At 69.1% G+C, this 25355-nt stretch carries 22 protein-coding genes; 3 read left to right on the top strand and 19 right to left on the bottom strand.

Annotated features, from left to right (window positions below; translation table 11 throughout):
- Window positions 1-14: 14 nt before the first annotated feature.
- The 10 genes from J2126_RS04565 to J2126_RS04520 all read right to left on the bottom strand — a co-directional run bounded on the left by J2126_RS04565 (window position 15) and on the right by J2126_RS04520 (window position 11309).
- Window positions 15-719 carry an ABC transporter ATP-binding protein gene (locus J2126_RS04565; protein WP_169123013.1) on the bottom strand — a complete coding sequence of 235 codons (705 nt, stop codon included), beginning with the start codon at window positions 717-719 and terminating at the stop codon, window positions 15-17.
- On the bottom strand, window positions 712-1536 hold the full coding sequence (locus J2126_RS04560) for an ABC transporter ATP-binding protein (protein WP_209484380.1): 825 nt from the start codon (window positions 1534-1536) through the stop codon (window positions 712-714). The genes J2126_RS04565 and J2126_RS04560 overlap by 8 nt, the downstream gene beginning before the upstream one ends.
- Window positions 1533-2582: a branched-chain amino acid ABC transporter permease gene (locus J2126_RS04555; protein ID WP_209484378.1), complete on the bottom strand. Its 1050-nt coding sequence runs from the start codon at window positions 2580-2582 to the stop codon at window positions 1533-1535. Before J2126_RS04555 ends, J2126_RS04560 begins: the two co-directional genes overlap by 4 nt.
- Window positions 2579-3451, bottom strand: a complete 873-nt coding sequence (locus tag J2126_RS04550) for a branched-chain amino acid ABC transporter permease (RefSeq protein WP_209484376.1) — start codon at window positions 3449-3451, stop codon at window positions 2579-2581. Before J2126_RS04550 ends, J2126_RS04555 begins: the two co-directional genes overlap by 4 nt.
- 102 nt (window positions 3452-3553) lie before the next feature.
- Entirely contained in the window at window positions 3554-4708 is a 1155-nt protein-coding gene (locus J2126_RS04545) for an ABC transporter substrate-binding protein (protein ID WP_394028248.1), read from the bottom strand.
- A 38-nt stretch (window positions 4709-4746) separates the two neighbouring features.
- Window positions 4747-5961: a xanthine dehydrogenase family Fe-S subunit gene (locus J2126_RS04540; RefSeq protein ID WP_209484374.1), complete on the bottom strand. Its 1215-nt coding sequence runs from the start codon at window positions 5959-5961 to the stop codon at window positions 4747-4749.
- A complete protein-coding gene (locus J2126_RS04535; RefSeq protein WP_209484372.1) occupies window positions 5958-6821 on the bottom strand; it encodes an FAD binding domain-containing protein in 864 nt (287 codons plus the stop codon). Before J2126_RS04535 ends, J2126_RS04540 begins: the two co-directional genes overlap by 4 nt.
- Window positions 6818-9175: a xanthine dehydrogenase family protein molybdopterin-binding subunit gene (locus tag J2126_RS04530; RefSeq protein ID WP_209484370.1), complete on the bottom strand. Its 2358-nt coding sequence runs from the start codon at window positions 9173-9175 to the stop codon at window positions 6818-6820. Before J2126_RS04530 ends, J2126_RS04535 begins: the two co-directional genes overlap by 4 nt.
- Entirely contained in the window at window positions 9172-10035 is an 864-nt protein-coding gene (locus J2126_RS04525; protein ID WP_209484368.1) for an alpha/beta hydrolase, read from the bottom strand. Before J2126_RS04525 ends, J2126_RS04530 begins: the two co-directional genes overlap by 4 nt.
- On the bottom strand, window positions 10032-11309 hold the full coding sequence (locus tag J2126_RS04520) for an amidohydrolase/deacetylase family metallohydrolase (protein WP_209484366.1): 1278 nt from the start codon (window positions 11307-11309) through the stop codon (window positions 10032-10034). Before J2126_RS04520 ends, J2126_RS04525 begins: the two co-directional genes overlap by 4 nt.
- 206 nt (window positions 11310-11515) lie before the next feature.
- On the opposite strand from J2126_RS04520, the gene J2126_RS04515 reads away from it, so the two are divergent.
- A complete protein-coding gene (locus tag J2126_RS04515) occupies window positions 11516-11968 on the top strand; it encodes a MarR family winged helix-turn-helix transcriptional regulator (RefSeq protein ID WP_209489841.1) in 453 nt (150 codons plus the stop codon).
- 49 nt (window positions 11969-12017) lie between these two features.
- Here the strand turns inward: J2126_RS04515 and cls are convergent, their stop codons facing one another.
- The 8 genes from cls to J2126_RS04475 all read right to left on the bottom strand — a co-directional run bounded on the left by cls (window position 12018) and on the right by J2126_RS04475 (window position 21854).
- Window positions 12018-13463 (bottom strand): cardiolipin synthase, encoded by a 1446-nt coding sequence (cls, locus tag J2126_RS04510; protein WP_209484364.1) that lies wholly within the window; start codon window positions 13461-13463, stop codon window positions 12018-12020.
- 127 nt (window positions 13464-13590) lie between these two features.
- The gene (locus tag J2126_RS04505; RefSeq protein WP_209484362.1) at window positions 13591-14442 is read right to left on the bottom strand and encodes a 3-keto-5-aminohexanoate cleavage protein; all 852 of its coding nucleotides are present in this window, start codon (window positions 14440-14442) and stop codon (window positions 13591-13593) included.
- Window positions 14443-14458: 16 nt separating this feature from the next.
- On the bottom strand, window positions 14459-15832 hold the full coding sequence (locus tag J2126_RS04500) for a sigma-54-dependent transcriptional regulator (RefSeq protein WP_209484360.1): 1374 nt from the start codon (window positions 15830-15832) through the stop codon (window positions 14459-14461).
- On the bottom strand, window positions 15822-17699 hold the full coding sequence (locus tag J2126_RS04495; protein WP_209484358.1) for a sensor histidine kinase: 1878 nt from the start codon (window positions 17697-17699) through the stop codon (window positions 15822-15824). Before J2126_RS04495 ends, J2126_RS04500 begins: the two co-directional genes overlap by 11 nt.
- A 76-nt stretch (window positions 17700-17775) precedes the next feature.
- Window positions 17776-18615 (bottom strand): ABC transporter ATP-binding protein, encoded by an 840-nt coding sequence (locus J2126_RS04490; RefSeq protein ID WP_209489839.1) that lies wholly within the window; start codon window positions 18613-18615, stop codon window positions 17776-17778.
- Window positions 18616-18641: 26 nt separating this feature from the next.
- The gene (locus J2126_RS04485; RefSeq protein WP_209484356.1) at window positions 18642-19463 is read right to left on the bottom strand and encodes an ABC transporter permease; all 822 of its coding nucleotides are present in this window, start codon (window positions 19461-19463) and stop codon (window positions 18642-18644) included.
- Window positions 19464-19473: 10 nt separating this feature from the next.
- A complete protein-coding gene (locus J2126_RS04480) occupies window positions 19474-20445 on the bottom strand; it encodes an ABC transporter substrate-binding protein (RefSeq protein WP_209484354.1) in 972 nt (323 codons plus the stop codon).
- 236 nt (window positions 20446-20681) lie between these two features.
- Entirely contained in the window at window positions 20682-21854 is a 1173-nt protein-coding gene (locus J2126_RS04475; protein WP_209484352.1) for an MFS transporter, read from the bottom strand.
- A gap of 102 nt (window positions 21855-21956) precedes the next feature.
- Here J2126_RS04475 and J2126_RS04470 point away from each other — a divergent pair, with 102 nt between their 5' ends.
- Together J2126_RS04470 and J2126_RS04465 are read left to right on the top strand one after the other, a co-directional pair.
- A complete protein-coding gene (locus J2126_RS04470; RefSeq protein ID WP_209484351.1) occupies window positions 21957-22880 on the top strand; it encodes a LysR family transcriptional regulator in 924 nt (307 codons plus the stop codon).
- 72 nt (window positions 22881-22952) lie between these two features.
- Complete coding sequence (locus J2126_RS04465; protein ID WP_209484349.1) at window positions 22953-23882, top strand: HpcH/HpaI aldolase/citrate lyase family protein; 930 nt, start codon at window positions 22953-22955, stop codon at window positions 23880-23882.
- Here J2126_RS04465 and J2126_RS04460 read toward each other — a convergent pair.
- Window positions 23816-25015: a GGDEF domain-containing protein gene (locus J2126_RS04460; RefSeq protein ID WP_209484347.1), complete on the bottom strand. Its 1200-nt coding sequence runs from the start codon at window positions 25013-25015 to the stop codon at window positions 23816-23818. The genes J2126_RS04465 and J2126_RS04460 overlap by 67 nt on opposite strands.
- Between the last annotated feature and the right edge of the window lie 340 nt (window positions 25016-25355).

Below are 25355 nucleotides of genomic sequence, written 5' to 3'. Positions count from 1 at the left end.
CCGGGGAAGACGCCTCAGCTGCCGAGGTAGGCCGCCCGCACGTGGGGATCGTCGATGAGGTCCGCGCCCTTGCCGGACATCACGATGCGTCCGGCCTCCAGCAGATAGGCGTAGTCGCACAGTTCCAGCGCGGCGAACGCGTTCTGCTCCACGAGGAGCACGGTGGTGCCGGCATCGCGGATGGAGCCGATGATGGCGAACATCTGCTCCACGATGTTCGGCGCGAGCCCGAGCGAAGGCTCGTCGAACAGGACGAGACGGGGCCTCGACATGAGCGCGCGGCCGATGGCCAGCATCTGCTGCTCGCCGCCGGAAAGGGTGCCGGCCATCTGGTGGCGCCGCTCGGCGAGGCGGGGAAAGCTCGTGTAGATGCGCTCGTAGTCGGCCTTCAGGCCGGCATCGCTGGCGCGCAGATAGGCGCCCATGGCGAGGTTTTCGGAAACGCTCATGTGCGGGAACACCCGCCGGCCTTCCGGGCAGTGGGCGACACCGAGCTTCAGCATCTTCTGCGGCCCGGCCCGGGTCACGTCGTCACCCTGAAGGCGGATGGAGCCGGCGCGGGCCGGGACGAGGCCGGAGATGGTGCGCAGCGTGGTGGACTTGCCCGCGCCGTTGGCGCCGACCAGCGCCACCAACTGTCCTTCGCCCACGGTCAGCGAAATGCCCCGCAGCGCGGCGACCTGCCCATAGCCGCAAACGAGATCGGAAATCTCAAGCATGGGCCACCTCCCGCTGCTCCAGCTTCGCGGCGCTCTTGCCGAGATAGGCTTCGATGACCTTCGGGTCCGTTCGGATGGCCTCGGGTGGGCCTTCCGCGATCAGCCGCCCGTAATTGAGGCAGACGATGCGGTCAGACACCTCCATCACCATGGGCATGTCGTGCTCCACGAGAAGGATGGTGACGCCTTCGTCCCGCACCTTGCGGATGAGGCGCACGAAGCCCTGCGTTTCAGAGGCATTCATCCCGGACACCGGCTCGTCCAGCAGCAGCATCTTCGGCTCCACGGCGAGCGCGAGCGCGAAGCCGACGAGGCGCTGCTCGCCATAGGAGAGGGAGCCCGCCTTGTCGCCGGCGCGGGCGGTGAGGCCCACCATGTCGATGATGGCGTCTGCCCGCTCGCGCACCGTATTCTCTGCCCGCCGCGCGGCGGGGGTGGGGAAGAGACGGTCGAGGAGGATTCCCGAGCGCGTGTCCTCGCCGTGGCGGTGCAGGCCGATGAGCACGTTGTCGCGCACGCTGTCGTCGGCGAACACGCTGGTGCGCTGGAAGGTGCGGGCAAGGCCCAGGCGGGCGATCTCGTTCGGCCGGGTCTGCGAGAGGTCGCGGCCACGGAACAGCACCCGGCCCTGCGTCGGCTTCAGAAAGCCGGTCATGATGTTGAAGGCGGTGGTCTTGCCGGCGCCGTTGGGGCCGATGAGGCTCAGGATCTCGCCTTCATGGACGTCGAAATGCAGGTCGGCGATGGCCGTGAGGCCGCCGAACTTCATGCCCACGTGCTCGACATTCAGGATGGCGTTGCCATGGGTGGTGCTCATGGGTTCGCTCCCATCTTGGCAGGCATCGCGTCGGATGGCTTGTCACTGGCCTTCCTGCGGGCCGCGATGCGCTCGGCAAGGCCTTCCAGCGCCGGCACGATGCCGCGCGGCATCAGGAACAGGATGGCGATGAGGATGGCGCCGTAGACGATCCACTGCGCTTCCGGCGCCATCACCGGGCGCAGCGCCACCGGCAGCAGCCCGAAGATGATGCCGCCCACCAGCGGCCCCGCCAGCGTGCCCTTGCCGCCGGACACCACCATGATGACCATGGTGACGGTGTAGGAGAACAGGAACACGTCCGGATCGATGATGCGGATGTAGTGGGCATAAAGGCTGCCCGCCGCCCCCGCCATGGCGGCCGAGACGGTGGCGGCGATGGTGAGCGTCCGCGTGGCGTTGATGCCGAGGGAGAGCGCGAGGGACTCATTCTCCTTCAGCCCCCGCATGGCCCGGCCGAAGCGCGAGGCCACGAGGCGCGCGATGAGGAGATAGCTCGCCACCCCAACCGCCAGCACCAGATAATAGTTCTGCATCTTGGAGCGCAGCGCCACGTCGCCGAGGCTGGGTACCGGCAGCACCATGTTGGGAATGGCAGTGAGGGCGAGGGGGCCCTGCGTCAGCTCCACCCAGTTCAGCGCCACCAGCCGCACCACCTCGGCGAACGAGATGGTGACGATGACGAAGTAGGCACCGCGCACCCGGAACGACAGCCGCCCGATGAGGTAGCCGCACAGCCCGGTGAGCACGATGGCGAGTACGAAGCCGAGGAGCGGCGAGCCACCCTCGTGGGTGACGCGCATGCCGAAGGGCAGGCTCACGTCGAAGCCAAGCGCCGTGAGCGCGCTGACATAGGCGCCGATGCCGAAGAAGGCCACATGCCCGAGGCTGAGCTGTCCGGTGAAGCCCAGCAGCAGGTTGAGGCTCATGGCGCAGATGGTGAGGATGCCCGTGATGATGAGGGCATTGAGCAGATAGGGGTCGGTGAGGCCCAGCGGCAGCAGGGCGAAGACGACCAGGAACAGGGGGGCGATGAGGCGCGTCATCCGATCCGCTCCGCACGCGCGAACAGGCCGGTGGGCTTCACCAGCAGAACCGCGATGATGATGAGGAAGCCCATGGCGTCGCGATATCCCGAGGAGATGTAGCCGGCGCCCAGCTCCTCCGCGAAGGCGAGGATGAAGCCGCCGATGGTGGCGCCCGAGATGGAGCCGAGGCCGCCGAGGATGACGATGGCGAAGGCCTTCACCGCCGCGAGGTCGCCCATCTGCGGCGTCACCACATAGACCGGCCCGAGCAGCGCGCCCGCCGCCGATGCCAGCGCCGAGCCGATGGCGAAGGTGGCTGTGTAGATGAGCGAGACATTGACGCCCATCAGCGACGCCGTGTCATGGTCCTGGAAGGTGCAGCGCATGGCGCGGCCGAGCTTGGTGCCGTTGATGGTGAAGTAGGTGATGGCGATGAGCGCCACCGCCGCGCACAGCACGAACAAATTCACGTAGGAGAGCGACACCGGGCCGAAGGTGAGCGGCTGCGCCGGGAAGGGCGTGGGCACGGCCTTGGCGACGCCGCCGAAGATCCAGAGCGTGCCGGACTGCATGATGATGCCCGCGCCGATCATCACCAGCATGGTGGTGTCGATGTCCGAGCGGCGCAGTGGCCGCAGCAGGGTGAACTCGATGAGCGCGCCGAGCACGAGACCGGCCACGAGGGCCACCGGCAGCGCCACGAAGAAGTTCAGTCCCAGCGCCACGGCGGCCAGATACATGGCGTAGCCGCCGAAGGTGTAGAGCGCGCCGTGGGTGAAGTTCACCACGTTCATGATGCCGAAGATCAAGGTGAGGCCGATGCCCAGGAGCGCATAGGTGCCGCCGAGCACCAGCGCGTTGAAGATGTGTTGCAGCAATTGGTCCATCTGGCCTGTCCGGTCTGGCGTTCGGGGCAGGGTGGGGGGCGGCCCGAGCCGTCCCCCACCTGAAGCGCCGCCCAAGGGCGGAGGAATTTGAGTAGAACCGGATCAGCCGCCGAGCTGAACCTGGTTCACCTTCCCGCCGGAAATCTCGATGATGTAGACGTTGGGCTTGGACTGGCCGCTTTCCTTGCCCGCCGGGCCGCTCTTCTGGAACTTGATGGGGCCGTTGAGGCCCATGAAGTCCACCTTCCAGAAGCCCTTCTGGATGGAGGCGGGATCGGTGCCGCCGCCGGCAGCGATGGCCGCCGCCACCGTGCGGATGCCGTCATAGCCACGGAAGCTCTCGGTGGCACCGGCGAAGTCGAAGCCGCGCTTCTTCCACTCGTTGAGGAAATAGGCGGTGGCCTCGGGGTTCGGGGTCTTTTCCGGCCACCAGGGCAGGAAGGTCGTGAGGTGCATGGTGCCGTCTGCCGCCGCGCCGGCCTGGGCGATGATCTGGTCCGGATTCTGCGAGCCGCCGGTGGTGATGACGCGCTTCTTCAGGCCCAGCGCCGCCATCTGCTTGAACAGGAGGGTGAGCTGGTCCACCGCGCTCGTCACCATGATGGTGTCGGCGTCGGAGGCCTTCAGCTTGGCGAGCTGGGCGCTCATGTCCTGTGCCGACTGGTCCATGGTCTCCACGAGGCCGACCTCGACGCCGTTGGCCTTCAGCATCTTGGAGAAGTCGACGGCGGCGCCACGGCCCCAGTCGTTGTTGATGACGAGGAAGTCCACCTTCTTCAGGCCGAGCTTCTTGACGCTGGGCTCGAACGCTTCCGCCTCGACCGCCGACGGGGGCGAGATGCGGAAGATGAAGGGGTTGCCGGAGGTGGTGATCTTGCCGGAGGAGGAGGTCTCCACCAGCATCGGCACGGAATATTCCTCCAGCTTCGGCATGGTGGCGAGGGTGAGCGAGGAGCCCCAGGCGCCCATCAGCACCGGCACCTTGTCGGAGGTGATGAGCTTTTCCGCCACCGAGGCGGCTTCGGTCGGGTTGCTCTTGTTGTCTTCGATGACCAGCTCGACCTTCTTGCCGAGGATGCCGCCCTTGGCGTTGATCTCGTCGGCGGCGATCTTGGCGCCGTTCACCACATAGGTGCCGGAGGCCGCGAAGGCGCCGGTGAGGGGCTCGTTGACGCCGATCTTGATGGTGTCGGCGGCGAAGGCCGTGCCGGCCATGAGGCTGAAGGCGAGGGCGGCGAGGGTAGTCCGGCGTGACATCATCATGGATGGTCTCCAGTCTCGAAGGGCAGTCAGGGTCAAGAGGAGGGGCCGCCACGGCGCCACAGGCGGCCGAGGCGATCGGAAACGAGCGAGAAGAGAAGCTTGAGCGGGTCGAGGCCGCGCGCCTCTACGGGCGGCGGCGCGGTGCCGGAAAGGCGGGCTTCGAGGTTCGCCGCGAATTCGGCGATGAGCCGCCCCGCCACCTCGCGCACGAGTCCCGGCCGGCCGAACTGGGCAAGCGGCCCCTTCAGCGTGTAGCCCACATCCAGCGCGACGCGGGAGGAGCCGGGCGCCGCCCCGTCCGTGACGCGATAGCGGATGATGCCTTCCGTGCGCGAACGCCCGTCGGCGCCCGCGCCATGGATGGTGCCGCTCTTCATCGCCTCGTCGCGGCCGATGCGGGCGCCGCCGCGGAAGGTGGTGGCGATGGGGCCGAGCTTCACCCGCATGCCGCCCTGCACGTTGTCCGGCGAGGGCATGGCATCGATGACCGCGCCGGGCAGGCAGGCCGCCACTTCCTCGATGTGGCCGAAGAAAGCGAACACCTCGGCCGGCGGGAAGGGCACCTCGAAGCTCTGCTCGAAGCTGTGGGCGGGGGTGAAATCCTCGGCGAGGGAGGTGGTGACGGAGGACGGCCCCGCCGTGATGGCAACGCTCGCTGGCAGCGCGGCGGAAACCGCGCCGCCCGTCCGCGCGCCCACCGGGCCGAGGCGGCGCTCGGTGGTCATGGGGCCGATGCCCTGCGCCCGCCGGGCGGCGATGACGGAGGCCACCGCCTTCACGATGCCCGCATAGCCGGTGCAGCGGCAGAGATTGCCGGCGAGGCCGAGCCGGATGCGCGTCTCGTCCGCCTCGGGCAGGCGCAGCACGAGGTCGCGCGCGGACACCAGCATGCCCGGCGTGCAGAAGCCGCACTGGAGCGCGTGCTCGCGATTGAAGGCGGCGCGCAGCTCGGCGGTGACGGGATCATCATCCAACCCCTCGATGGTGACGACATCCGCCCCCTGGCAGGCACCGGCGAAGGAAAGGCAGGCGCGGGCCGGCTCGCCATCCACGAGGATGGTGCAGGCGCCGCACACGCCGTGCTCGCAGCCGAGATGGGTGCCGGTGAGGTTCAGCGTGTCGCGCACGAAATCGGCGAGGTTGGTGCGCCCCTCGGCCTCGGCCGTCACGGGGCGGCCGTTGAGGGTCAGCGAGATCATGCGGGACGCGCCCATGGCGAGGGTCTCGGGCCTTGGCGAAGCGGTCATGCGGCGCTCCGCGTGTCGGTGAAGAGGCTGGCGGCCTGGGCGACGGCGCGGCGCAGCACTTCGACGTGGACATGGCGGTCCACCGCGTCCGTCATGCCGGCTGCGGTAAGGGCCGCGTCGGCGGTGGAGGCGTCGAAGCGCGTGGAGAAGCCGGCATCGATGCGGCCGCCAAACAGCGGCGCGGCATCAGCGAAGACGAGAGGCGGCGCGTCGATGGCGCCCATCAGCGCGCGGCCGGTGCCGGCGGCGGAATCGATCAGCACGGCACCGATGGCGTGGGCGAATTCGCCCACCTTGCGGCAGTGCTTCACATAGCCGAAGCGCGCGGTGGCGGGCACCTTGGGCACCCGCACGGAAACGAGGATTTCGCCTGGCGCCAGCGCGGTGGCGAGCGCCCCGGCGAGGAAGGCGCCCATGGCGAGGCGGCGCGTGCCCGCCGGCCCGGCGATCTCCACCTCGGCACCGAGCACGGACAAGGCATTCACCCAGTCGGCGGCGGGATCGGCGTGGGATAGGCTGCCGCCGATGGTGCCGCGATTTCGCACCGCGCGATAGGCGATGCCACCGGCCACGCGGCGCAAGATATTTGGGCCCACGTCCGGGGCGCGGCTGTCCTCCACATCGGCGTGGGTGACGAGGGCGCCATAGACCCTGTGCCCGGCCTCTTCGCGCACGGTGCGAAGGGCGTCGATGCCGGAGAGATCGACGATCAGGTCGGGCGTGGCGAGGCGCAGATTGAGCATGGGGCCGAGGGACTGGCCGCCGGCCATCACCTTCGCGCCGTCCCCGCCGGAGACGAGCAGCGCGACGGCGTCGGCGATGGTGTGCGGGCGCTCGATGCGGAAGGGGGCGGGCTTCATGCCGCGCTCCTTTCGCCGGCGCGCACCGCCAGCACCTGCTCCACGATGCGCCGGGGCGTCACGGGGGAGCGCAGCATTTCGGCGCCGAGGGGCCGGAGCGCGTCGTTGATGGCGTTGGCGATGGCGGCGGGCGGCGCGATGGCCCCGCCCTCGCCGATGCCCTTCACGCCGAACTTGGTATAGGGCGAGGGCGTTTCCATGTGGCCGATGAAGGGCATGGGCACTTCCGGCGCGCCGGGCAGGAGATAATCCGCCAGCGTCGAGGCCAGCGGCTGGCCGGAGGCGTCGAACGCCATCTCCTCATAGAGCGCGGTGCCGATGCCCTGGGCGAGGCCGCCGATGATCTGGCCGTCCACCACCATGGGGTTCACCAGCGTGCCGCCGTCTTCCACGATGGCGTAATCGAGGATCTCCACCTCGCCGAGGTCCGGGTCCACCGCGACGACCACCGCATGGGCCGCGTAGCTGAAGGTGCCGCTGTCGCGCACCGGCTTGTAGCCGGCGGTGACTTCGAGGCCGTGCGGGTCCACGTCCGCCGGCAGGTCCTGCGGGCGGCGATACCAGGTGTGCGCCACCTGCTGGATGGTCACGTCGCCGGACGGACCGACCACGCGGCCGCCTTCGAGCCGCACATCCTCGGGCCGCGCCTGGAGCATGTGCGCGCCGATGCGGCGGATGCGCTCGGCAAGCTCGGTGCAGGCGGTCGCCACGGCGCCGCCGGCCATCACCATCACCCGCGAGCCCCAGCTGCCGGTGGAATAGGGCGTCATGGCCGTGTCGCCATGAACAAGGCGGGTGCGGGCGACGGGCATTCCGAGGATTTCGTGGGCGACCTGCGCCAGCGTCGTCTCCAGCCCCTGGCCGTGGGAATGGGCGCCGATGCGCAGTTCCAGCCCGCCGTCCGGGGTCAGGCGCGCGCCGGCCTGCTCGTGGCCGGGCACCATGGGAATGCCCCAGCCCGAATAAACCGAGGTGCCGTGCGCTGCCTGCTCGCAATAGATGGAGAGGCCAAGGCCGATGCGGCGGCCGTCCGGCTCCCCCGCCTGCTGGCGCGTGCGCACCGCATCGGCCTTGATGGCGTCCAGCGCCTGCCGCAGCGCCTCGGGATAATCGCCGCTGTCGAAATGCTTGTTGGTGATGTTGTCGAACGGCATCTGCTCCGGCCGCACGAGGTTCTTCAGCCGAACCACTTCCGGGGCGAGGCCGAGTTCGGCCGCCAGCGCATCCAGCGCCACTTCCAGCGCGAAGCACACGCCGGTGCGTGCCACGCCGCGATAGGGCAGGATCGGGCACTTGTTGGTGGCCACCGACCAGGTGCGGCAGCGATAGGCGGGGAAGTCGTAGGGGCCGGGCAGGATGCTCGCCACCTGCGCGGCTTCGAGGCACGCAGAGAAGGGATAGGCGGAATAGGCGCCGCTATCCACGCTCGCCTCACAATCGATGCCGCGCAGCGTGCCGTCGCGCTCGGCATAGAGCGTGATCTCGTAATGGTGCTCGCGGCAATTGGCGCTGGCGGTCAAATGCTCGCGGCGATCCTCCAGCCAGCGCACGGGCCGGCCGATCTTGCGTGCGAGCCAGCCAAGGCAGACGTCCTCGCTGAGCAGAATGGCCTTGTAGCCGAAGCCGCCGCCCACGTCCGGGGAGATGATGCGGACCTGCCCCTCTTCCAGCCCGAGGCATTCGGAGAGGCCCGAGCGCACGATGTGCGGCATCTGGCTGGCGGTGTGCACCACCAGCTGGTCGGAGCGGTGATCGAAATGCACCACCGTGCCGCGCCCCTCGATGGGCGCCATGCACTGGCGGGCGGTGGAGATGGTGCGCGAGATCTTGACCGGCGCGTCGAAGGCGGCCTCGATGTTGATGTTCACGAGGCTTTCGAGAAAGACGTTGTCGCCCCAATGCTCGTGCACCAGCGCCGCCCCGGGCTTGCGGGCTTCCAGCATGTCGTGGAGGGCGGGCAGCTCTTCCAGGTCGAGTTCTACCCGCGCGGCCATGTCCTCGGCCTCGGCGCGGGTGTCGGCGACGCACATGGCGATGAGCTCGCCCACCTGCCGCACCTTGCCGGTGGCGAGCACGGGCTGCTCCGACACCTTGAAGCCGGGCAGGCCGGAGACGGCGCGGATGGGCTTCACCCCGTCGAGATCGGCGGCGGTGAAGACGCGGCCCTTCAGATCATCAGGCACATGGATGGCGTGGATGCGCGCATGGGCCAGCGGGCTGCGCACGAAGGCGACATCCTGCATCCCGGCGAGGCGGATATCGGCGATGAACTGGCCGCGCCCGCGCATCAGCCGCTCGTCTTCCTTGCGGGGAAGCCGGGCGCCGACGCCCTCTTTAGTGCCAGGCTCGCTCATGCGTGCGCTCCCGCCATCAGGTCGAGCGCGGCGCGCACCAGAAGGCCGTCGGGGCGGCGCAATTCGTCGAGGATGGAGAAATGGTCGGCGCCGAGGATGGGCAGAAGGGCGCCGGGCGCGTGGGCGGCCACCCGCTTTGCCGCCAGCGCGCGGGAATCATGCACCAGCGCGGGCACTTCCGCCGTGCCGTAGGCGATGGCCAGCGGCTTCGGCGACGGCGCATGGCGCAGCGGCGAGCAGGCCGCGATTTCCGCGTCCGAGAGATCCAGCGCGGCATTCAGGAAGGTGTCGCGCAGCGGCGCCAGCTCATAGACGCCGGAGATGGCGAGGCCGGCGGCGACGGCGGGATGGTCCAGCTGCATCACCGCCAGCTGCGCGCCAGCGGACCAGCCGGAGACAACCACCGGGCCGGTGAGGCCATACAGCGCGCCGTCCTTCGCGATGAGGTCGAGCGCCGCGCCCATCTCGGCGACGATCGCGCCGAGGCGCGCCTCAGGTGCCAGCGTGTAGCTCGGCATCGCCACGGACCAGCCGTGGGCGAGGAGGCCCTCCGCATAATGGGCGAAGACCTCGCGCGTGTTGCGCTGCCAATAGCCGCCATGGATGAAGACGAGGCAGGGCGCGCCCGGCTTTCCGGGATAGATGTCCAGCTTCTGCCGCGCGCCGGAGCCGTAGGGAATGTCCAGATGGGCGGGCGTGGCGGCGCGGAAGAGCGGGGCCGCCTTGTCGCGCGCCTCGACCCATGCCGCGCTGTCCTTCACCGCGGCATTGTTGTTGTAGGCGGCATCCCGCTCGGCCTGGGACAGGGTGTCCCAGACCTCTTGCGGGGCCTGCCGAACGGCTGCGGATGCCGGGCTCACGCCGCCACCGCCCGGGGCAGGATGACGGCGTCGGCGTCGAACTTCTTGCCGGCGCGCAGGCAGAAGGCGGGGGTGAGCAGCCGCTCGGCCACCACCTTGGTGTCCTCGTTGTCGCGCAGCAGGAAGCGGCCGCGATTGTCGTCCAGCACCGAGATGTCGGCGGCGTAGCCCACCGTGAGCGAGCCCACCCGGTCGGTGAGGCCGATCATCTTCGCCGGGTTGATGGTGACCATGGGCACCACGTCCTGCAGCGACAGGCCGAGCGCCATCATGGAGCTCATGGCCTGGGTGAGGCTGAAGCGGGCCTGGCCCTTGAAGGGGTGGTTCTCGTCGTCATAGTGCTCCTCCGGCGTGCCGGCGGGGGCGGGGACATGGGTGTTGTAGCCGTGCATGTCGGCGCCCAGCGTGTGCGGCACGACGCCGGCGGCGATGGCCTTCTTCGCGAGGCGATAGGAGAAGTGGCTGCCATGGCCCACGTCCACCTTCAGGCCACGATCGAGCGCCGCCTGGATGACATGGTGGACTTCGCCCTGCTGGTTCACAAAGCCGCCGGGATGACGGGTGAAGGGATGGGCGAGCACGTCGCCTTCCTTCAGCAGGGGGATGACGCGCTCCAGGATGGTGTCGGCGTCCTCGCCGTTGGCGCCGCTCTCCGGCAGGCCCCAGAGGGTGCCGAAGTGGACGTAAAGCGGCACTTCCGCACGGCGGGCGATCTCCGCCGCCATCTCCATCACCTTGATGCCCCAGCGGGCGAAGCCGCCGATCTCCGCATGCCCCTTGATGCCGCGCACGAGGTCGCGATTGGCGATGGCGGAGCGCACGGTGGCTTCGATGTCCACGCAGTCCGGGCTGTAGAGGTTGGGATAGTAATGGCCTTCGAGGCCGCCCACGAGATAGGCGGAGAGGAACGCGTAGATGCGCGTCTCGGAGGGCTCGGCGATGAACTTGCGGAAGCCCGGCAGCGTCATGCAGGAGGGGCCGCCCTGGTCGATCACGGTGGTGACGCCGGAATGCACGCCCACCATGTCCGGGTTCAGGCCGAAGCGGCCGGTGACATATTGATAGACGTGGCCGTGCGTGTCGATCATGCCCGGCAGCACCAGCTTGCCGGAGACATCGATGGTCTCGGTGGCGCTGGAGGGGAGGATTGTCTCCTCGACGGCCGCGATGCGCCCATCGCGCACCGCCACGTCGCGGATGCCGTCGATGCCGTTGGCGGGGCAGATGACATGTCCGCCCTTGAGGAGGATATCGTAGCCGGCGGGTTCAGCCATCAGGGTCTCCGTCCATGCATGCGCGGCCGTTTGGGCCGGATTGGAAAAGCGAAGCATGCTTCGTATTCCCATTATGCAGGGCGCGTGCCAGAATTTGATCTGGATCAATTTCGACGGGCCGGATTGGCGGTCGGAGGGGCAGGGACGTGACGGGATCGCGTGAAAATTCAAAGGGCTCCAATGTGGAACCCGAAAACGTCGTGGACATGGACTGGCCGCTATCCGACCGCCCCGGCTTCCTCGCGCGGCGGGTGCATCAGATCCATGTCAGCCTGTTTTCTGAGCTGTGTGCCCCGTTCGGCGTAACGCCGGTGCAGTACAGCCTCCTGTCGGCCCTCGCGGATCGGGCGGAGGCGGATCAGACCACGCTCTCGCGCATCGTCGCGCTGGACCGCACCACCACCACCGGAGCCTTGAAGCGCCTTGAGGCGCGGGGACTGGTGCGGCGCGGCACCTCGGCCACCGACCGGCGCTCGCAGAGCTGCTCGCTGACCGATGAGGGCCGCCGCATGCTGGAGGAGATGGAGGCCGCCGCGCGCCGCGCCCACGCGCTGACGGTGGAGATGCTGGCGCCCGAGGAGCAGCGCCAATTCATTGAGGCCATGAAGAAAATCGTCGCGGCTCACGCCGGACGGCAGGCCTCGTCCGATCTGCTTTGAATGCGGTCGTTATGCCCAATAATTGGGCGTCTGCGCCGGCGGCAGCCGTCTACAGCACCGGTCCCAGCATGGCGATGGTGTTGTTCCACAGGCGGCGCGGGGCGCTGAAGGCGTCGGCGTCGTCCCGCGTCACCGGCGTCGCCGCGTCGAGGAAAACCTGCTGGCGCGCCCGCATGGCGCGGGTGAAGGCGGCATCGCACAGGAGGATGTTGTTTTCCGCATTCAGCTCGAAGCTGCGGCGATCGATGTTGGCCGAGCCGATCAGGGTCACTTCGCCGTCGAGGGTCAGGGTCTTGGCGTGCAGCAGGCCGCCGACGTACTCGCGGATATTCACGCCAGCCTCGAGCAGGTCGCTGTAATAGCTGCGGCTGGCGGCGGCGACGATCCAGCTGTCGTTGCGCTTCGGGAACACGATGGTGGTCGAAACCCCGCGCCGGGCCGCGGCGCACAGGGCCGCCTGGAGGGGCTCGTCCGGCACGTAATAGGGCGTGGTGATGACGAGTTCGCCCCGCGCCGCATTCATCAGCGCCACGAACGTCTCCGGCATGGCCGAATAGCGCACCCCGGCACCCGAGCCGATGACCTGCGCCACAAAGCCGGGCTGCGGCGCCGGCAGGGGCTCGGCGAAGAGCGGGGCGAGGTCTTCCTCCACCTGCGCCATCCAGTTGCTGGCGAACAGATGCTGGTTCTGCCGCACCACCGGGCCTTCGAAGCGGGCCATCACATCCACCCAGGGCGCGAACTTCGCCTTCACCGCGAAGGCGGCGTCGGCGCAGTTCTGGCTGCCGCAGTAGGTGATGGCATTGTCGATCACCACGATCTTGCGGTGGTTGCGCATGTCGATGCGCCCCTTGAACGGGCGCAGCAGCGGGTTGCCGATGGGCAGGGCCCTGGCGAGCCGCACGCCCGCCGCTGCCATGTCGCGCCACAGGGGCGAGTGGATGAGCGCGCGGGAGCCGAGATCGTCCGCCATGGCCCGGCAGACGACGCCGCGTCCCGCCGCGCGCTTCAGCGCCTCCATCACGGAGCGCCCGCTGGCGTCGTCGAGCCAGATGTAGAAGAGCACATGGACGCTCGAGCGGGCGGCATCGATGTCCTTGACCATGGAGGCGATGGCGGAGGCGGAATCCGGCAGCAGCTCGGCCCGGTTTCCCCCCACCGGCAGGAAATGGTTCACCGACTGGCCGACGCGGAACAGCGGGACGTGGCGCTCCGCGATATCCGCTTCCGCAGAAGGACCGGCGACGCCCTCGGCCGGCGGCAGCTCCGCCACCGCGGCGCGCAATTGCTCCACCGCCTTTCGCCCGAGGTTCACCTCGCCGAACAGGATGTAGGCGACGACGCCCACCACCGGCGCCAGCGCGATCACCAGCACCCAGGCCATGCGCGAGGAGGGCTCGCGGTGCGGCCGGAGCAGGGCGCGGACGATGAAGATGATCTGAAGGCTCAAATGGGCGGCGAACAGCGCCCAGGTGATCACGGTGGACTCATCCATGTCTGCGGCACGCCCGGCGAGAGAAGCACCGCCGTTCTAAAGCATTTTCCAGCAAAGTGGATTCCGGCTCGCCTGAAGAACATGCGTATCGGGCAAAGCCGGCACCGTCGTCGCCGGCGCGAACGCCTCACGCGCCGGCGTAGAGCCCGCGCAGGGTGTCGGCCGTGGCGAGCGGTCGGTTGAGGAGCCGCGCGCCATCCGCCGCGCGCCGCACTTGCGCGGCATTGTGTTCGGCGCGGGTGCCGTCCGGCGCGAAGAGATTGTTCTCGAAGCCCACGCGCACATGCCCGCCGAGGCCGGCGGCGACGGTGGCGCAAGCATTCTCCTTCGGCCCGAACGCGCACATGGCCCACAGCCGCGGCGGCGTGCCGGCGGCGAGGAAGGGCACAAGGTCGGCCGGCGTGGAGACCTGTCCGCTGGTGTAGCGGCCGAGGACGAAGAGCGGGAAATCCTCGCCCTCGCCCAGCAGGCCGCGCCCCTTCAGCGCCTGATAGCGATGCACCTCCTCCGCCGAATAGAGGATGATCTGCACCAAGATGCGCTCGCGCCGCAGCCAGGCGAAGAACTCGGCGGCGGCGGCTTCGTGCGCGTCGTCCGGGATGATCTCCCGCAAGGCGAGGGAGACCGCCTCCGGCCGCAGGGCGCGCACCACGGCGATCTGCTCCGACGCGGTGTAGCGCCCCGCCCCCTCCGAGGTGGCCTGCACCACCAGCCTGTCGCCCACCTCCCGGCGGATGGCTGCGGTGGCGTCGCGGTAGGCCTCCACATCGAGAAGGTGCCGCCCCTCGCCGTCGCGCACATGGATGTGGATGAGCGCGGCGCCCGCCTCGACGATCTCGGCCGCGTTGCGCGCCAGCTCCGCCGCGGTCATGGGCAAGGCCGGGTGGTCCGCCTTGGTGCGGGTGGCGCCGTTGGGGGCGTTGGCGATGACGAGGGGCGGCCAGAGGAGGGCCTCGGCGGGGGCGGCGGTCAGGGGCATGGAGGGTCCGGAAAGGTCAGTCGGTGGAGGCGAGGCCGAGCCGCTTCATACGGTCGTGCAGGGTCTTACGGGGGATGTTGAGGGCGAGGGCGGCGGCGGAGACGCGGTGGCCGGAGGCTTTCAGCGCGTCTTCGATGACGAGGCGCTCCACCCGGTCCAGCAGTTCGTTGAGGCTCGGCGCGGCGGCCGCGCCGCCGGTGAAATCGGGCGCGAGGAAGCCCAGCATATGGCGCTCGGCGGCATTCTTCAGCTCGCGCACATTGCCCGGCCAGTCGGCCAGCATCAGCGCGCGCCGCAGCGAGGGCGGAACCTCCACCACCGGCCGCTGATACTTCACTGCCGCCTGCACCAGGAATAGCTCGAAGAGAAGCGGGATGTCCTCCCGCCGCTCGCGCAGGGGCGGGAGGGAGAGCTTCACCACGTCGAGGCGGAAGAACAGGTCTTTCCGGAATCGGCCGGCATCGGCGAGCGCGCCGAGGTCTTCCTTGGTGGCGGCGATGACGCGCAGATCCACCGGCACCGGCGTGTTGGAACCGAGGCGCTCGATGCGGCGGTCCTGCAGCACCCGCAGCAGCTTCACCTGCATGGCGAGGGGCATGCTCTCCACCTCGTCGAGGAAGAGCGTGCCGCCGGAGGCGTGCTCGATCTTGCCGATGCGCCGCTTGCCGGCCCCGGTGAAGGCGCCGGCCTCGTGGCCGAACATCTCGCTCTCGAACATGCTCTCGGGAATGGCGCCGCAATTGACCGCCACGAACGGCCTGTCGCGCCGCGCACCGCCCTCGTGCAGGGCGCGGGCGACCTGCTCCTTGCCGGCGCCGGTTTCGCCCAGCACCAGCACGTCGGCGCTGGTGGAGGCGAGCTGTGCGATGTCGTCGCGCAGGCGTCGCATGGCCGCGGACTGCCCCACGAGATGCCGCTCGATGGCATCGCCCCGGTCGAGCGCGGTGCGCAGGCGGCGGTTTTCCAGCACGAGGGCGCGCTTCTCCAGCGCCCGCTTTATGACCTCAACGAAGGCGTCGCTCACGAACGGCTTCTCGATGAAGTCGTAGGCGCCTTCGCGCATGGCGCTGACCGCCATGGCCACGTCGCCATGGCCGGTGATGAGCACCACCGGCAGCTCCGGATCGCGGCGGCGGATATCCGCCAGAAGCTCCAGCCCATCGCGCGCGGGCAGGCGCACGTCGGTGACCACGATGCCGGGATAATCCCGGCCGATGGCGGGCAAGGCGGCCTCCGCGCTGGCGAAGGCGGTCACGTCGATGCCGGCGAGGTCCAGCGTCTGCTCGATGGAGAGGCGGATCATCTCCTCGTCGTCCACCAGCAGCACGCGCGGGCGGCTGGCGTGGCGAGGCGCTTCGGCCTCGGCGGAGATGGCGCGTTCAGGAAACATGGCGCAGCGGCTCCGCAGATACGGTAAGGGGCGCTTCGGCCTCGGCCGCGTCCATCACGAGATCGAACGCGGTGCCGCCTTCCGGACGGGCGCGGGCGGCGAGGGTGGCGCCGAAATCGCGGGCGATGGCGAGCGAGATGGGCAGGCCGAGCCCCAGCCCCTCGCCCGCCGGCTTGGTGGTGAAGAAGGGATCGAAGATGCGCTCCGCCGCGCCGTCCGAAAGCCCCGGCCCGTTGTCCTCCACCGTGAGGACGATGCGGCCGCCTTCGCGATGGGACGAGATGCGGACCAGAGCGCCCGGCCGCCCCTTCACCGCGTCGAGCGCATTGCCCACGAGGTTCACCAGCACCTGGCTGAGGCGGATGGGCTCGAACATCACCTGCGTGGCGTCGGGGTCCAGTGCGCTGACGACGCGCGCGCCCGATGCCCGAAGGCGTGGGGCGAGGATGGCGAGGCTTTCCGCCAGCACGGTGGCGGCATCCACCGGCCCCTTCTCGCTGGAGGTGCGGCGGGCGAAGGCGCGCAACTGGCCGGTGATCTTGCCGAGGCGGTCCACCAGCGCCGCGATGCGGGCGAGGTTCGCCTCCGCATCCTCCTCGCGGCCGTGCTGGAGCAGCTTGGCGGTGTTGTCGGCCAGCGCCCGGAGCGCGGTGAGGGGCTGGTTCAGCTCGTGGGTCACGCCGGCCGCCATCTGGCCGAGGGTCGCCATCTTGGCGGCCTGTACCAGTTCGTCCTGCGCCGCGCGCAGCTCAGTCTCGGCGCGGCGGCGCTCCTCGATCTCGGCGGCAAGGCGGGTGTTGGCGGCGGAAAGGTCCGCAGTGCGTTCCACCACCTTGCCCTCCAGCTCGCGATGGGCGGCGGCCAGCGCCGCCTGGGCGGCGAGACTTTCCCGCGCGCGCTTGAGGTGCTGGCGCCAATAGAGGCCGACAAGGCCGAGGATGACCAAGGCCAGCGTCATGCCGATGCGCGCGGAGCGACCGGCCAGCACCACCGGAGCGGCATCCGTAAACAGCAGCAGCCGCCAGTCGTAGATGGGCAGATCCTTCTCGTCGCGGATGACGCGGCCGGAGGGGCTGATGTCCGAGCCCGACAGCACCCTGAGGCCGCCTTCGTCCTCCCCTTTTCCCATGCGCAGCAGGGGATAAGACTTGTGGCCATACTGGCGGGTGCGGGCCATCTCGGCGGCGGCGGTGGCCTCGATGGGCCGAAGCGCGCGAAACTTGAACTTCGGGTCCGAGGCGAGGAAGACGATGCCGTGCTCGTCCGCCACCAGCACGGTATCGGCCGCCTCGTGCCAGACGGCTTCCAGTGGGTCGAGATTGACCTTGGTGGCCACCACGCCCGCGACCTTGCCGTCCACAATCACCGGAGCGCTGATGAAATAGCCCGGCACGCCGGTGAGCGTGCCCACCGCATAGAAGCGGCCGGTGCGGCCTTCCATGGCCTCGGTGAAATAGGGGCGATAGCTGAAATCGGTTCCCACATAGGTTTCCGGCGTGTTCCAGTTGGAGGCCGCGATGGTCATGCCGCCGGGGGCCAGCAGATAGAGCACCGTGCCGCCGGCAGCGCGGTTCAGCGTTTCGAGATAGGCATTCACCCGCGCTACCTGCTCGGCATCGGCAGGGGCGGCAAGAAGGCGCTTCACGTTGTCATCAAGGGCAGCGGCGGCGGGCAGGTAGCCGAACCGCTCGATGGCGCCTTCGAGGCTCTGGGCATAAATCTCCGCCCGGTGCCGCGCATCCGAGGCGAGGCGCTCGCCCACCCGCGCCTCCGCCATCTCGCCGGCCTCGAAAACGGCGAACACCGCAGCCGCAGCCAGCACAACGGCCAGCACGGCGCCAAGGACCGTGGTGCGGTTGGGGCGCATGGAAATCGCCTGTCCTCAAGGTGGTGTGGCCGGGCCACGCGAGGCCCGGCCACAAGGGCCGGATGCTGGTCCGCCCTCAGTCGGTGGTCAAGCCTTTGACCTCGACCTCCTCGAACCGGTGCTGCTCGGCGGTCACGAGGGCGGAAAGCTCCCGCTTCAGCTCGTTGAACGCGGTGGAGGCGGAATCCCGCGGGCGTGGCAGGTCCACCTTGATGTCCCGCTTGATGGTGCCCGGCCGGTAGGTGAGCACGACGATGCGGTCCGCCAGATAGATGGACTCCTCGATGGAGTGGGTCACGAAGACAATGGTCTTGCCCGTCGCCGACCAGATGCGGATGAGTTCGTCCTGCAGCGAGCGGCGGGTGAGGGCGTCGAGCGCGCCGAACGGCTCGTCCATCAGCATCACCGGGCTGTCGAGCGCCAGAACGCGGGCGATGGCCACGCGCTGGCGCATGCCGCCGGAAAGGTCCTTCGGGAAGCGGTCGCGGAACTCAGTGAGCTTCAGCATGGCGAGCAGCTCGCTCACCTTCGGCTCGATCTCGGCGCGGCTCATGCCCTTGATCTCGAGGCCGAAGGCGATGTTCTGCGCCACCGTCATCCACGGGAACAGGGCGTATTCCTGAAACACCATGCCCCGATCCGGCCCCGGATCCTTCACCGCGCGGCCGTCCACCGTGATCGTGCCGCGGGTCGGGGCCGAGAAGCCGGCGATGGCATTGAGCAAGGTGGACTTGCCGCAGCCCGAGGGGCCGAGCAGGCAGACGAACTCGCCCTCATTGATGGTGAGGTCGATGTCCTTCAGGGCGACGATCTCGCCGCCGGGAACGACGAAGCGCTTGTCGACCCCGGAGACGACAATGTGGGGGGAGGCCGCATGCGCGACGGCAGCGGCAGAGGCGGAAGGCATGACAGCCATTGGCGTTGCGAGGGGCATGGCGTTCCTCAGGATTCCAGGCCGCGATGCCAGCGCAGCAGATGATTGTTCAGGCGGCTGACGAGGAGATCGATGGCGAGGCCGATGAGGCCGATCGTCAGCATTCCCGCGATGATCTTGTCCGACCAGAAGTATTCGCGCGCTTCCAGAATGCGGAAGCCGAGGCCGTTGTTGACCGCGATCATCTCGGCCACGATCACCACGATGAAGGCGGTGCCGATGCCGATGCGCGCGCCGGACAGGATGTAGGGCGTCGCCGCCGGCAGGATCACCCGCCGGAAGATGGTGAGGCGGCTCGCCCCGAGGCTGCGGGCGGCGCGGATGTAGATGCTGTCCACGTGCCGCACGCCGGCGATGGTGTTCATCAGCACCGGGAAGAAGGCACCGATGGCGATGAGGAACACCGCCGGGGCGTTGCCGAGGCCGAACCACAGGATGGAGAGCGGGATGTAGGCGATGGGCGGGATGGGCCGCAGCACCTGCATCAGCGGATTGACGAAGCGATAGACGGAATCGCTCGTGCCCATGAACAGCCCGAGCGGCAGCGCGAGGCCTGCGCCGACCGCAAAGCCCATCACCACCCGCGAGAGGCTGGCGATGGAATCATGCAGCAATTCGCCGGAGAAGATCCAGGCGATCCGGCTTTCGGTCGCCGGGTTGAACGGTTCGAGCGGGGCGAGGTAGCTCCACCAGCGCGCCGCGACGGCGGCGGGGGAGGGGAGCACCATGGGGTTTACCCAGCCCGCCGAGCAGGCAATCTGCCAGATGAGGAGCACACCGACGGGTACGAGCAGCCCCTCGCCGAGCGCCTTGAAGCGCGAGATGTTCATTTTGCCGCCCTCACTTGATGCCGTTGGACGCCTTGGCGGCATTGAGCAGGTCGAGCTTCACCCAGTCCTCGGCCTTGGCGGGCGCGGACATCTTGCCGACGCCGTACTTCGCCATCACGTCCGTGGTCTTCTGGATGTGGTCGGCGCTCATTTCGAGGGAGTAGGGCGAGTTGGCGAGGGCTTCCTGGAATTCCTCGCCGGTGAGCTGGCCCTTGAACACGTCCTGCGTCACGAACTTCTCGGCGGCCTTGGGATCGTTCATGAAGATCTTCTGCGCCTTCACGAAGCAATCCATCAGCTTCTTCGCCGTCTCGGGACGCTCCTTGTAGAACTTCTCGCTCATCACCAGCGTGCGGATGGGCGAGCCGATGGGCGTGTCGTAAGGCTTCAGCACCTCCACGCCGAAGCCGCGGGCGATGGCCTGCGCCGACTGCGGCTCGGTCTGCATGATGGCGTCCACCTGCTTCTGCAAGAGCGCCTGGTTGAGGTCGGGATAGCCGAGATAGACGATGGTGATGTCCTTGGCGGACATGCCGTTCTTGCCGAGTTCGGCAGCCAGCAGCACTTCCTGGATGGAGCCGCGTGTAACGCCGACGCGCTTGCCCTTCATGTCGGGCACGGCCTTGATGCCGCTGTCGGGCGTCGCCAGAAGCCGCGCGCCGCCGCTGGCGAAGCCGCCGACGATATAGATGGGCGCGCCATTGCCACGGCCGGAGATCGCCGCCTCGGAGGCGGTGGCGCCCACGTCCAGCTCGCCGGCGAGGATCGCCTGCATCACGTCCGGCCCCTTGGGAAAGAGCTTGAGATCGATGGCGATGCCGCAGCTCGGCGCGATCTCCTTCATGTAGGAGACGCCGGCGAAATGGGCGAGCTTGAGGTTGCCCACCCGCACGGTTTCCTGCGCCGTGGCCGCGCCCGCCGCAACGGCGGACATCAGAACGGCGGACACAAGGGTGGCGGTGATGCGAAGTCGTTTAAGCATGGCGCTTCTCCCAGGAGCCCGGCATTGGTGCCGGTTCGAATGCGCCATCCATTGCACCGCGCATGCCAGCCATGCGGCCTGCGCCAGACTTCCTTAATGCGTTGTGATGATGCTGGTTTCTTAGGGCATCGAGAAGAGAGGCGGGCGAAAATCCGCCGGTTCACAGGAAGGGGCGGCGGAAATCCGCCACCCCTCGCGCCTTCCAAGTCGACGCCGTGCAGCCGGATCGCGGGCCGTCAGCCGCAGGCCGTCGCGGCCTTCAGGCGCTGGCGGCTGCGCCGCAGCAGGAGCGTGAAGGCGAGGCCGGCGAGGGCGGTGGCCGCTCCGGCGAGGGAGACGGCGGGATAGCCGAGGCCCGCGTCGATCACCGCGCCGCCCAGCGCCGCGCCCAGCGCGTTGCCGAGGTTGAAGGCGCCGATATTCATGGCCGAGGCGAGGTGCGGCGCCTCCGCCGCCTCGTGCACCACCCGCATCTGGAGCGGCGGCACGAGGGCGAAGCTGGCGATGCCCCACAGGAAGACCAGCGGCACCGTGGCGATGTGCGAGCGCATGCCCGGCACGAACAGCACCAGCAGCACCGCCACCGCCGCCAGCGAGCCGATGAGCGTGCCGTCCAGCGAGCGGTCGGCGAAGCGCCCGCCCAGCCAGTTGCCGAGCGCGAGGCCCAGCCCGTAGACCACCAGCATGGCGGTGACGAAGCCGGATGCGGCGCCGGTCTCCACCTGAAGGATCGGCGCGATATAGGTGAAGACGGTGAACATGGCGCTGGAGCTGACCACCGTCAGCAGCAGCGCGGCGAGCACCGGGCCGCGCATCAGCACCTTGAGTTCCGAGCGCATGTCGCTCTCGCCTTGCACCTCCAGCGGCGGCAGGGAGAGGCGCACCGCCAGCATGGCGACGGCGCCGATGACGGCGATGCCGAAGAAGGCCGCGCGCCAGCCGATGGTCTCGCCCACGAAGGCGGCCAGCGGCACGCCGCCGATGGTGGCGATGGTGAGTCCCGAGAACATGGCGGCGACGGCCCCGGCGCGCTTGTCCGCCGGCACCACGCTCGCCGCCACCACCGCGCCGACGCCGAAGAAGGCGCCGTGGTTGAAGGAGGTGACAATGCGGCCGGCGAGCAGCATCCAGTAGCCGTCCGCAAAGGCGGAGATGAGGTTGCCCACGGTGAAGATGCCCATGGAGAGCACCAGCAGCCGGCGGCGTGGCATGCTGGAGAAGGCCAGCGTCATGATGGGCGCCGTCACCAGCACGCCGAAGGCATAGGCGCTCACCAGCAGGCCGGCGGCGGGAATGGAAACGCCGAGATCGGTGGCGATGATCGGCAGCATCCCCATGGGCGAGAATTCTGTGACGCCGATGCCGAAGGCGCCGATGGCCAGCGCCAGCAGCGGCAGGTTAATCTTCATGGGAGGAACTCCGGGGCAAATCGTGTTGCGCCGAATATGGTTGACATTGCAGTGCAGCAATAGAGAGCATCCGAGACCAGCATCTGTGCGCCGGAGTCACGAATGGACCGCCCCGACCGGACCGGAGAGATGGCCGCCTTCCTCAAGGTCGCGTGCGCGGGGAGCCTCTCCGGCGCGGCCCGCGAGCTGGGGCTGACCCCCTCGGCGGTGAGCCGCATCCTCGCCCGCATCGAGGCGCGCCTGGGCGTGCGCCTGATGGTGCGGACGACCCGCCAGCTGCGTCTCACCGAGGAGGGCGAGGCCTATGCCCGCGCCGCCCGGCGCATCCTCGCCGACATCGACGAGACGGAAGCCGCGCTCGCCGACCGGGCCAATCCGCGCGGGCGCATCCGCGTCAGCGCCGCCATGGCCCACGGGCGCCTCGTCATCGTGCCCCTGCTCGGCGAATTCGTCGCACGCTATCCGGACATCGAGGTGGAGATGGAGCTGAGCGACGAGGTGGCCGACGTGCTCGGCGGGCGGGTGGACGTGGCCATCCGCTTCGGCCCCCTCGCCGACAGCCCGCTGACCGCCCGCCGGCTCGGCGAAACGGGGCGCACCGTCCTCGCCGCGCCGTCCTATCTCGCCCGTCACGGCACGCCCCGCGTGCCGGCCGACCTCGCCCACCACAATTGCCTCGATTTCAGCTTCCGCCGCATCGAGCCCGGCTGGCCGTTCCGGGAGGAGGGGCGCGACTACATGCTGGAGGTGAAGGGCAACATCACCGCCAACAACGGCGAGACGCTGGTGCAGCTCGCCGCCCAGGGCGTCGGCATCACCCGCGTCGGCAATTTCCACATCGACGAGGCCCATGCGCGCGGCGAATTTCCGAGCGGCACGCTGGTGCCGCTGCTGGAGGCGTTCAACCCGCAGGACCGGGAGAGCATCCACGCGGTGTTCGTGGGCGGCGCGAACACGCCGGCCCGCGTGCGCGTCTTCGTCGATTTTCTCGCCGCGAAGCTGAAGGGTCCGCATCCCGGGGCGTGACCGCGTGCTCCCCTGCCTCTTGTGCGCCCCCCGCGTTCCGGCTCATCTCGCCGCTTCGGGAGAGGACGAGCGATGTCGGCGACAAAAGAGAAGACCCCCGCCCAGACGGGCGCGCGCCGGCCGCCGGCGCTCCGGCGCAGCTGGCTGTTCGCGCCGGGTGGCGACAAGGGCGCGCTGATGGCGGCGACCACTTGCGGTGCGGATGCGCTGATTCAGGAACTGGAGGATTTCACGCCGCCGGAATTGCGGGCCGAGGCGCGGTCGCTGTCGGCCGGAGTCATGGCGGCGTGGCGCGCGGCCGGCATCGTCGCCTGCGTCCGCATCAACCCCTTGGAGGGCGACGGCCTCGCCGACCTCGCGGGCGTCATCGAGGGAAGGCCGGACGCCGTCCACCTGCCGAAGATCGCCGAGCCCGCTCAGGTCGTGGCGCTGGACGCGGAAATCACCCGCCACGAGGCGAGGCTCGGCCTGCCGCCGGGCGCCATCGAGATCGTGCCCAACATCGAGACCGCGCGCGGCATCATGCAGACCTATGCCATCGCCACCGCCAGCCCACGCGTGACGGCCGTGCTCTGCTCGACGGAGGATCTGGCGGAAGACCTCGACGCGCCGCGCAGCCGGGCAGCCGTGGAACTCGCCTATGCGCGTCAGCGGCTGCATCTGGAGGCGCGGGCGGCGAAGGTGCTCTCTATCGATTGCCCCTACACCTTCGCGGATCCGGAAGGCTGCGAAGCCGATGCCCGCGCCGGCCGGGCGCTCGGCTACAGCGCCAAGAGCGCCGTGGAGCCGGGCCATATCGCGCTCATCAACGCGGTGATGACCCCTTCCGCAACCGACATCACCGAGGCGGACGCGATCGTCGCCGCCTTCGAGGCGGCCCGCGCCGCCGGGCAAGACCGGGCGCGGCTCGGCGACCTGCTCATCGAGGTGCCGTTCTATCTCTCGGCCAAACGGCTCCTCGCCCGCGCGGCGTCGCTGGAGGCGGGGCGCTCCGCCTTGTGATAGCGGTTCCGGCCGCCCGCCTTGGCCTGGTAGAGGGCGACGTCCGCGCGGCGGATGGCGGAGGCGAGGGGCTCGCGGGCCGCGACCAGCGTGCCGCCGAGGCTGGCCGTGATGCGCTGCCCGTCGGGCAGCCAGGGGAAGCGCATCTCCTCCGCTCCGGTCCGCAGCCGCGCGGCGACGCGGGCGAGGGCATCGGCATCGGCGGCGGGCATCAGCAGGCAGAACTCCTCGCCGCCGATGCGGCCGCACAGATCCCGCGGACCCGCGCAGGCGGCGAGCAGCGCGCCGAACCGCCGGATCACCTCATCACCCGCCGGATGGCCGAAGCGATCATTGATCGACTTGAAATGATCGAGGTCGCACATGAGCAGGCCCACGTGCGTTCCGGGTGGTGCGGCATCGACCAGACGCTCCGCGCGCTCGAGGAAAGCGCTGCGGGTGAGGACGCCCGAGAGGCCGTCCCGCTCCAGCCGGCCGGTCGCCTCGGCGATGACCTCCCTCACCACGAGGGCCAGCAGCGCCACCCCGAGCATGAGCGACAGGATGCTGCCGGCGGTCTGCGAATATCGGGCATAGGAGCTGACAAGATAATCGCGGACGCCGTTATCCGCCCCGTGGAGGGGGATGAGCACGGCCTTCGCCGCGAACTGCAGCGCGCAGAGCCCCAGCACGGTGGCCAGCACGAGATCCACCGCGCGTCGCGACCCGTGTCGCAGGACGGTGCCGGCGGCGAGCGCCGTCAGGGCCGCGAACGGCAATTGGTAGGTCAGCGCCTGCGCCCAGCCCCCGCGTGGAAGGTCGACGCCGAAGAGCGCCGTGAACGCCACCGCGGCGAGCGTTGCCAGACTCAGCCAGCGGATCGACGAACCGGGCCGGTAGTGGCGCGCGAGCCCCGCCGCGATGAGGAACAGCGCGGTTAGAAGAGAGCCGAACGACAGGGTCGATGCGAGCCGGACGGAGGGAAGCTCCCGCGCCAGCGCCTCGATGGTTACGGTGGCGGCGGCGCAGACAAAGGCGGCAGCGCACCAGCGGCCGAGCCTGGTGGAGGAGCGCCAGCTCGTGCCCAGAAACGCCGCCGCGAAGGTGAGGCCGATGGCGCAATTGATGATCAGCAGGAATGTGGCGTCGGTCATGGCGCCCCTCTTTCTTGCCCTATCGGCACCGGGCCATCGCGCGTTGCAAACTTACCACATCTTGCGCCGATCCATCGCTGGCAGGTAGCCAGTGACGATGCGCGCGGGCGTGGTCGGCAGCACGATCCGGCGATCTAAGCACAGATTCCGTCGATGTTTTTCTGCCGGGCAGAGGCGCGGGAGGCGTCATTTCCATACCGCTAGTTTAGAGATATTCTATATCAATAAGGGTCCCGGCAGATTGACAAAGCGGGGCCGCATGCCCCCAATCCGGCCTTGTTCGCGGCGATTTGCAGGCTTTTTCAGCCTCAGGCGTCGCGCTGTAAAATGGTAGTCGCAC

The sequence above is a fragment of the Xanthobacter flavus genome (genome assembly GCF_017875275.1).
Taxonomy (GTDB): domain Bacteria; phylum Pseudomonadota; class Alphaproteobacteria; order Rhizobiales; family Xanthobacteraceae; genus Xanthobacter; species Xanthobacter flavus_A.
This window is presented reverse-complemented; position numbering and strand designations above follow the sequence as displayed.

Coding starts and splice junctions, on each gene's coding strand:
- J2126_RS04535 (WP_209484372.1), bottom strand. CDS start 6,821: ATGAAGCCCGCCCCCTTCCGCATCGAGCGCCCGCACACCATCGCCGAC.
- J2126_RS04495 (WP_209484358.1), bottom strand. CDS start 17,699: ATGCGCCCCAACCGCACCACGGTCCTTGGCGCCGTGCTGGCCGTTGTG.
- J2126_RS04565 (WP_169123013.1), bottom strand. CDS start 719: ATGCTTGAGATTTCCGATCTCGTTTGCGGCTATGGGCAGGTCGCCGCG.
- J2126_RS04485 (WP_209484356.1), bottom strand. CDS start 19,463: ATGAACATCTCGCGCTTCAAGGCGCTCGGCGAGGGGCTGCTCGTACCC.
- J2126_RS04480 (WP_209484354.1), bottom strand. CDS start 20,445: ATGCTTAAACGACTTCGCATCACCGCCACCCTTGTGTCCGCCGTTCTG.
- J2126_RS04470 (WP_209484351.1), top strand. CDS start 21,957: ATGGACCGCCCCGACCGGACCGGAGAGATGGCCGCCTTCCTCAAGGTC.
- J2126_RS04465 (WP_209484349.1), top strand. CDS start 22,953: ATGTCGGCGACAAAAGAGAAGACCCCCGCCCAGACGGGCGCGCGCCGG.
- J2126_RS04545 (WP_394028248.1), bottom strand. CDS start 4,708: ATGTCACGCCGGACTACCCTCGCCGCCCTCGCCTTCAGCCTCATGGCC.
- J2126_RS04550 (WP_209484376.1), bottom strand. CDS start 3,451: ATGGACCAATTGCTGCAACACATCTTCAACGCGCTGGTGCTCGGCGGC.
- J2126_RS04555 (WP_209484378.1), bottom strand. CDS start 2,582: ATGACGCGCCTCATCGCCCCCCTGTTCCTGGTCGTCTTCGCCCTGCTG.
- J2126_RS04505 (WP_209484362.1), bottom strand. CDS start 14,442: ATGCCCCTGACCGCCGCCCCCGCCGAGGCCCTCCTCTGGCCGCCCCTC.
- J2126_RS04515 (WP_209489841.1), top strand. CDS start 11,516: ATGGACTGGCCGCTATCCGACCGCCCCGGCTTCCTCGCGCGGCGGGTG.
- J2126_RS04520 (WP_209484366.1), bottom strand. CDS start 11,309: ATGGCTGAACCCGCCGGCTACGATATCCTCCTCAAGGGCGGACATGTC.
- cls (WP_209484364.1), bottom strand. CDS start 13,463: ATGGATGAGTCCACCGTGATCACCTGGGCGCTGTTCGCCGCCCATTTG.
- J2126_RS04500 (WP_209484360.1), bottom strand. CDS start 15,832: ATGTTTCCTGAACGCGCCATCTCCGCCGAGGCCGAAGCGCCTCGCCAC.
- J2126_RS04540 (WP_209484374.1), bottom strand. CDS start 5,961: ATGACCGCTTCGCCAAGGCCCGAGACCCTCGCCATGGGCGCGTCCCGC.
- J2126_RS04560 (WP_209484380.1), bottom strand. CDS start 1,536: ATGAGCACCACCCATGGCAACGCCATCCTGAATGTCGAGCACGTGGGC.
- J2126_RS04460 (WP_209484347.1), bottom strand. CDS start 25,015: ATGACCGACGCCACATTCCTGCTGATCATCAATTGCGCCATCGGCCTC.
- J2126_RS04475 (WP_209484352.1), bottom strand. CDS start 21,854: ATGAAGATTAACCTGCCGCTGCTGGCGCTGGCCATCGGCGCCTTCGGC.
- J2126_RS04530 (WP_209484370.1), bottom strand. CDS start 9,175: ATGAGCGAGCCTGGCACTAAAGAGGGCGTCGGCGCCCGGCTTCCCCGC.
- J2126_RS04490 (WP_209489839.1), bottom strand. CDS start 18,615: ATGGCTGTCATGCCTTCCGCCTCTGCCGCTGCCGTCGCGCATGCGGCC.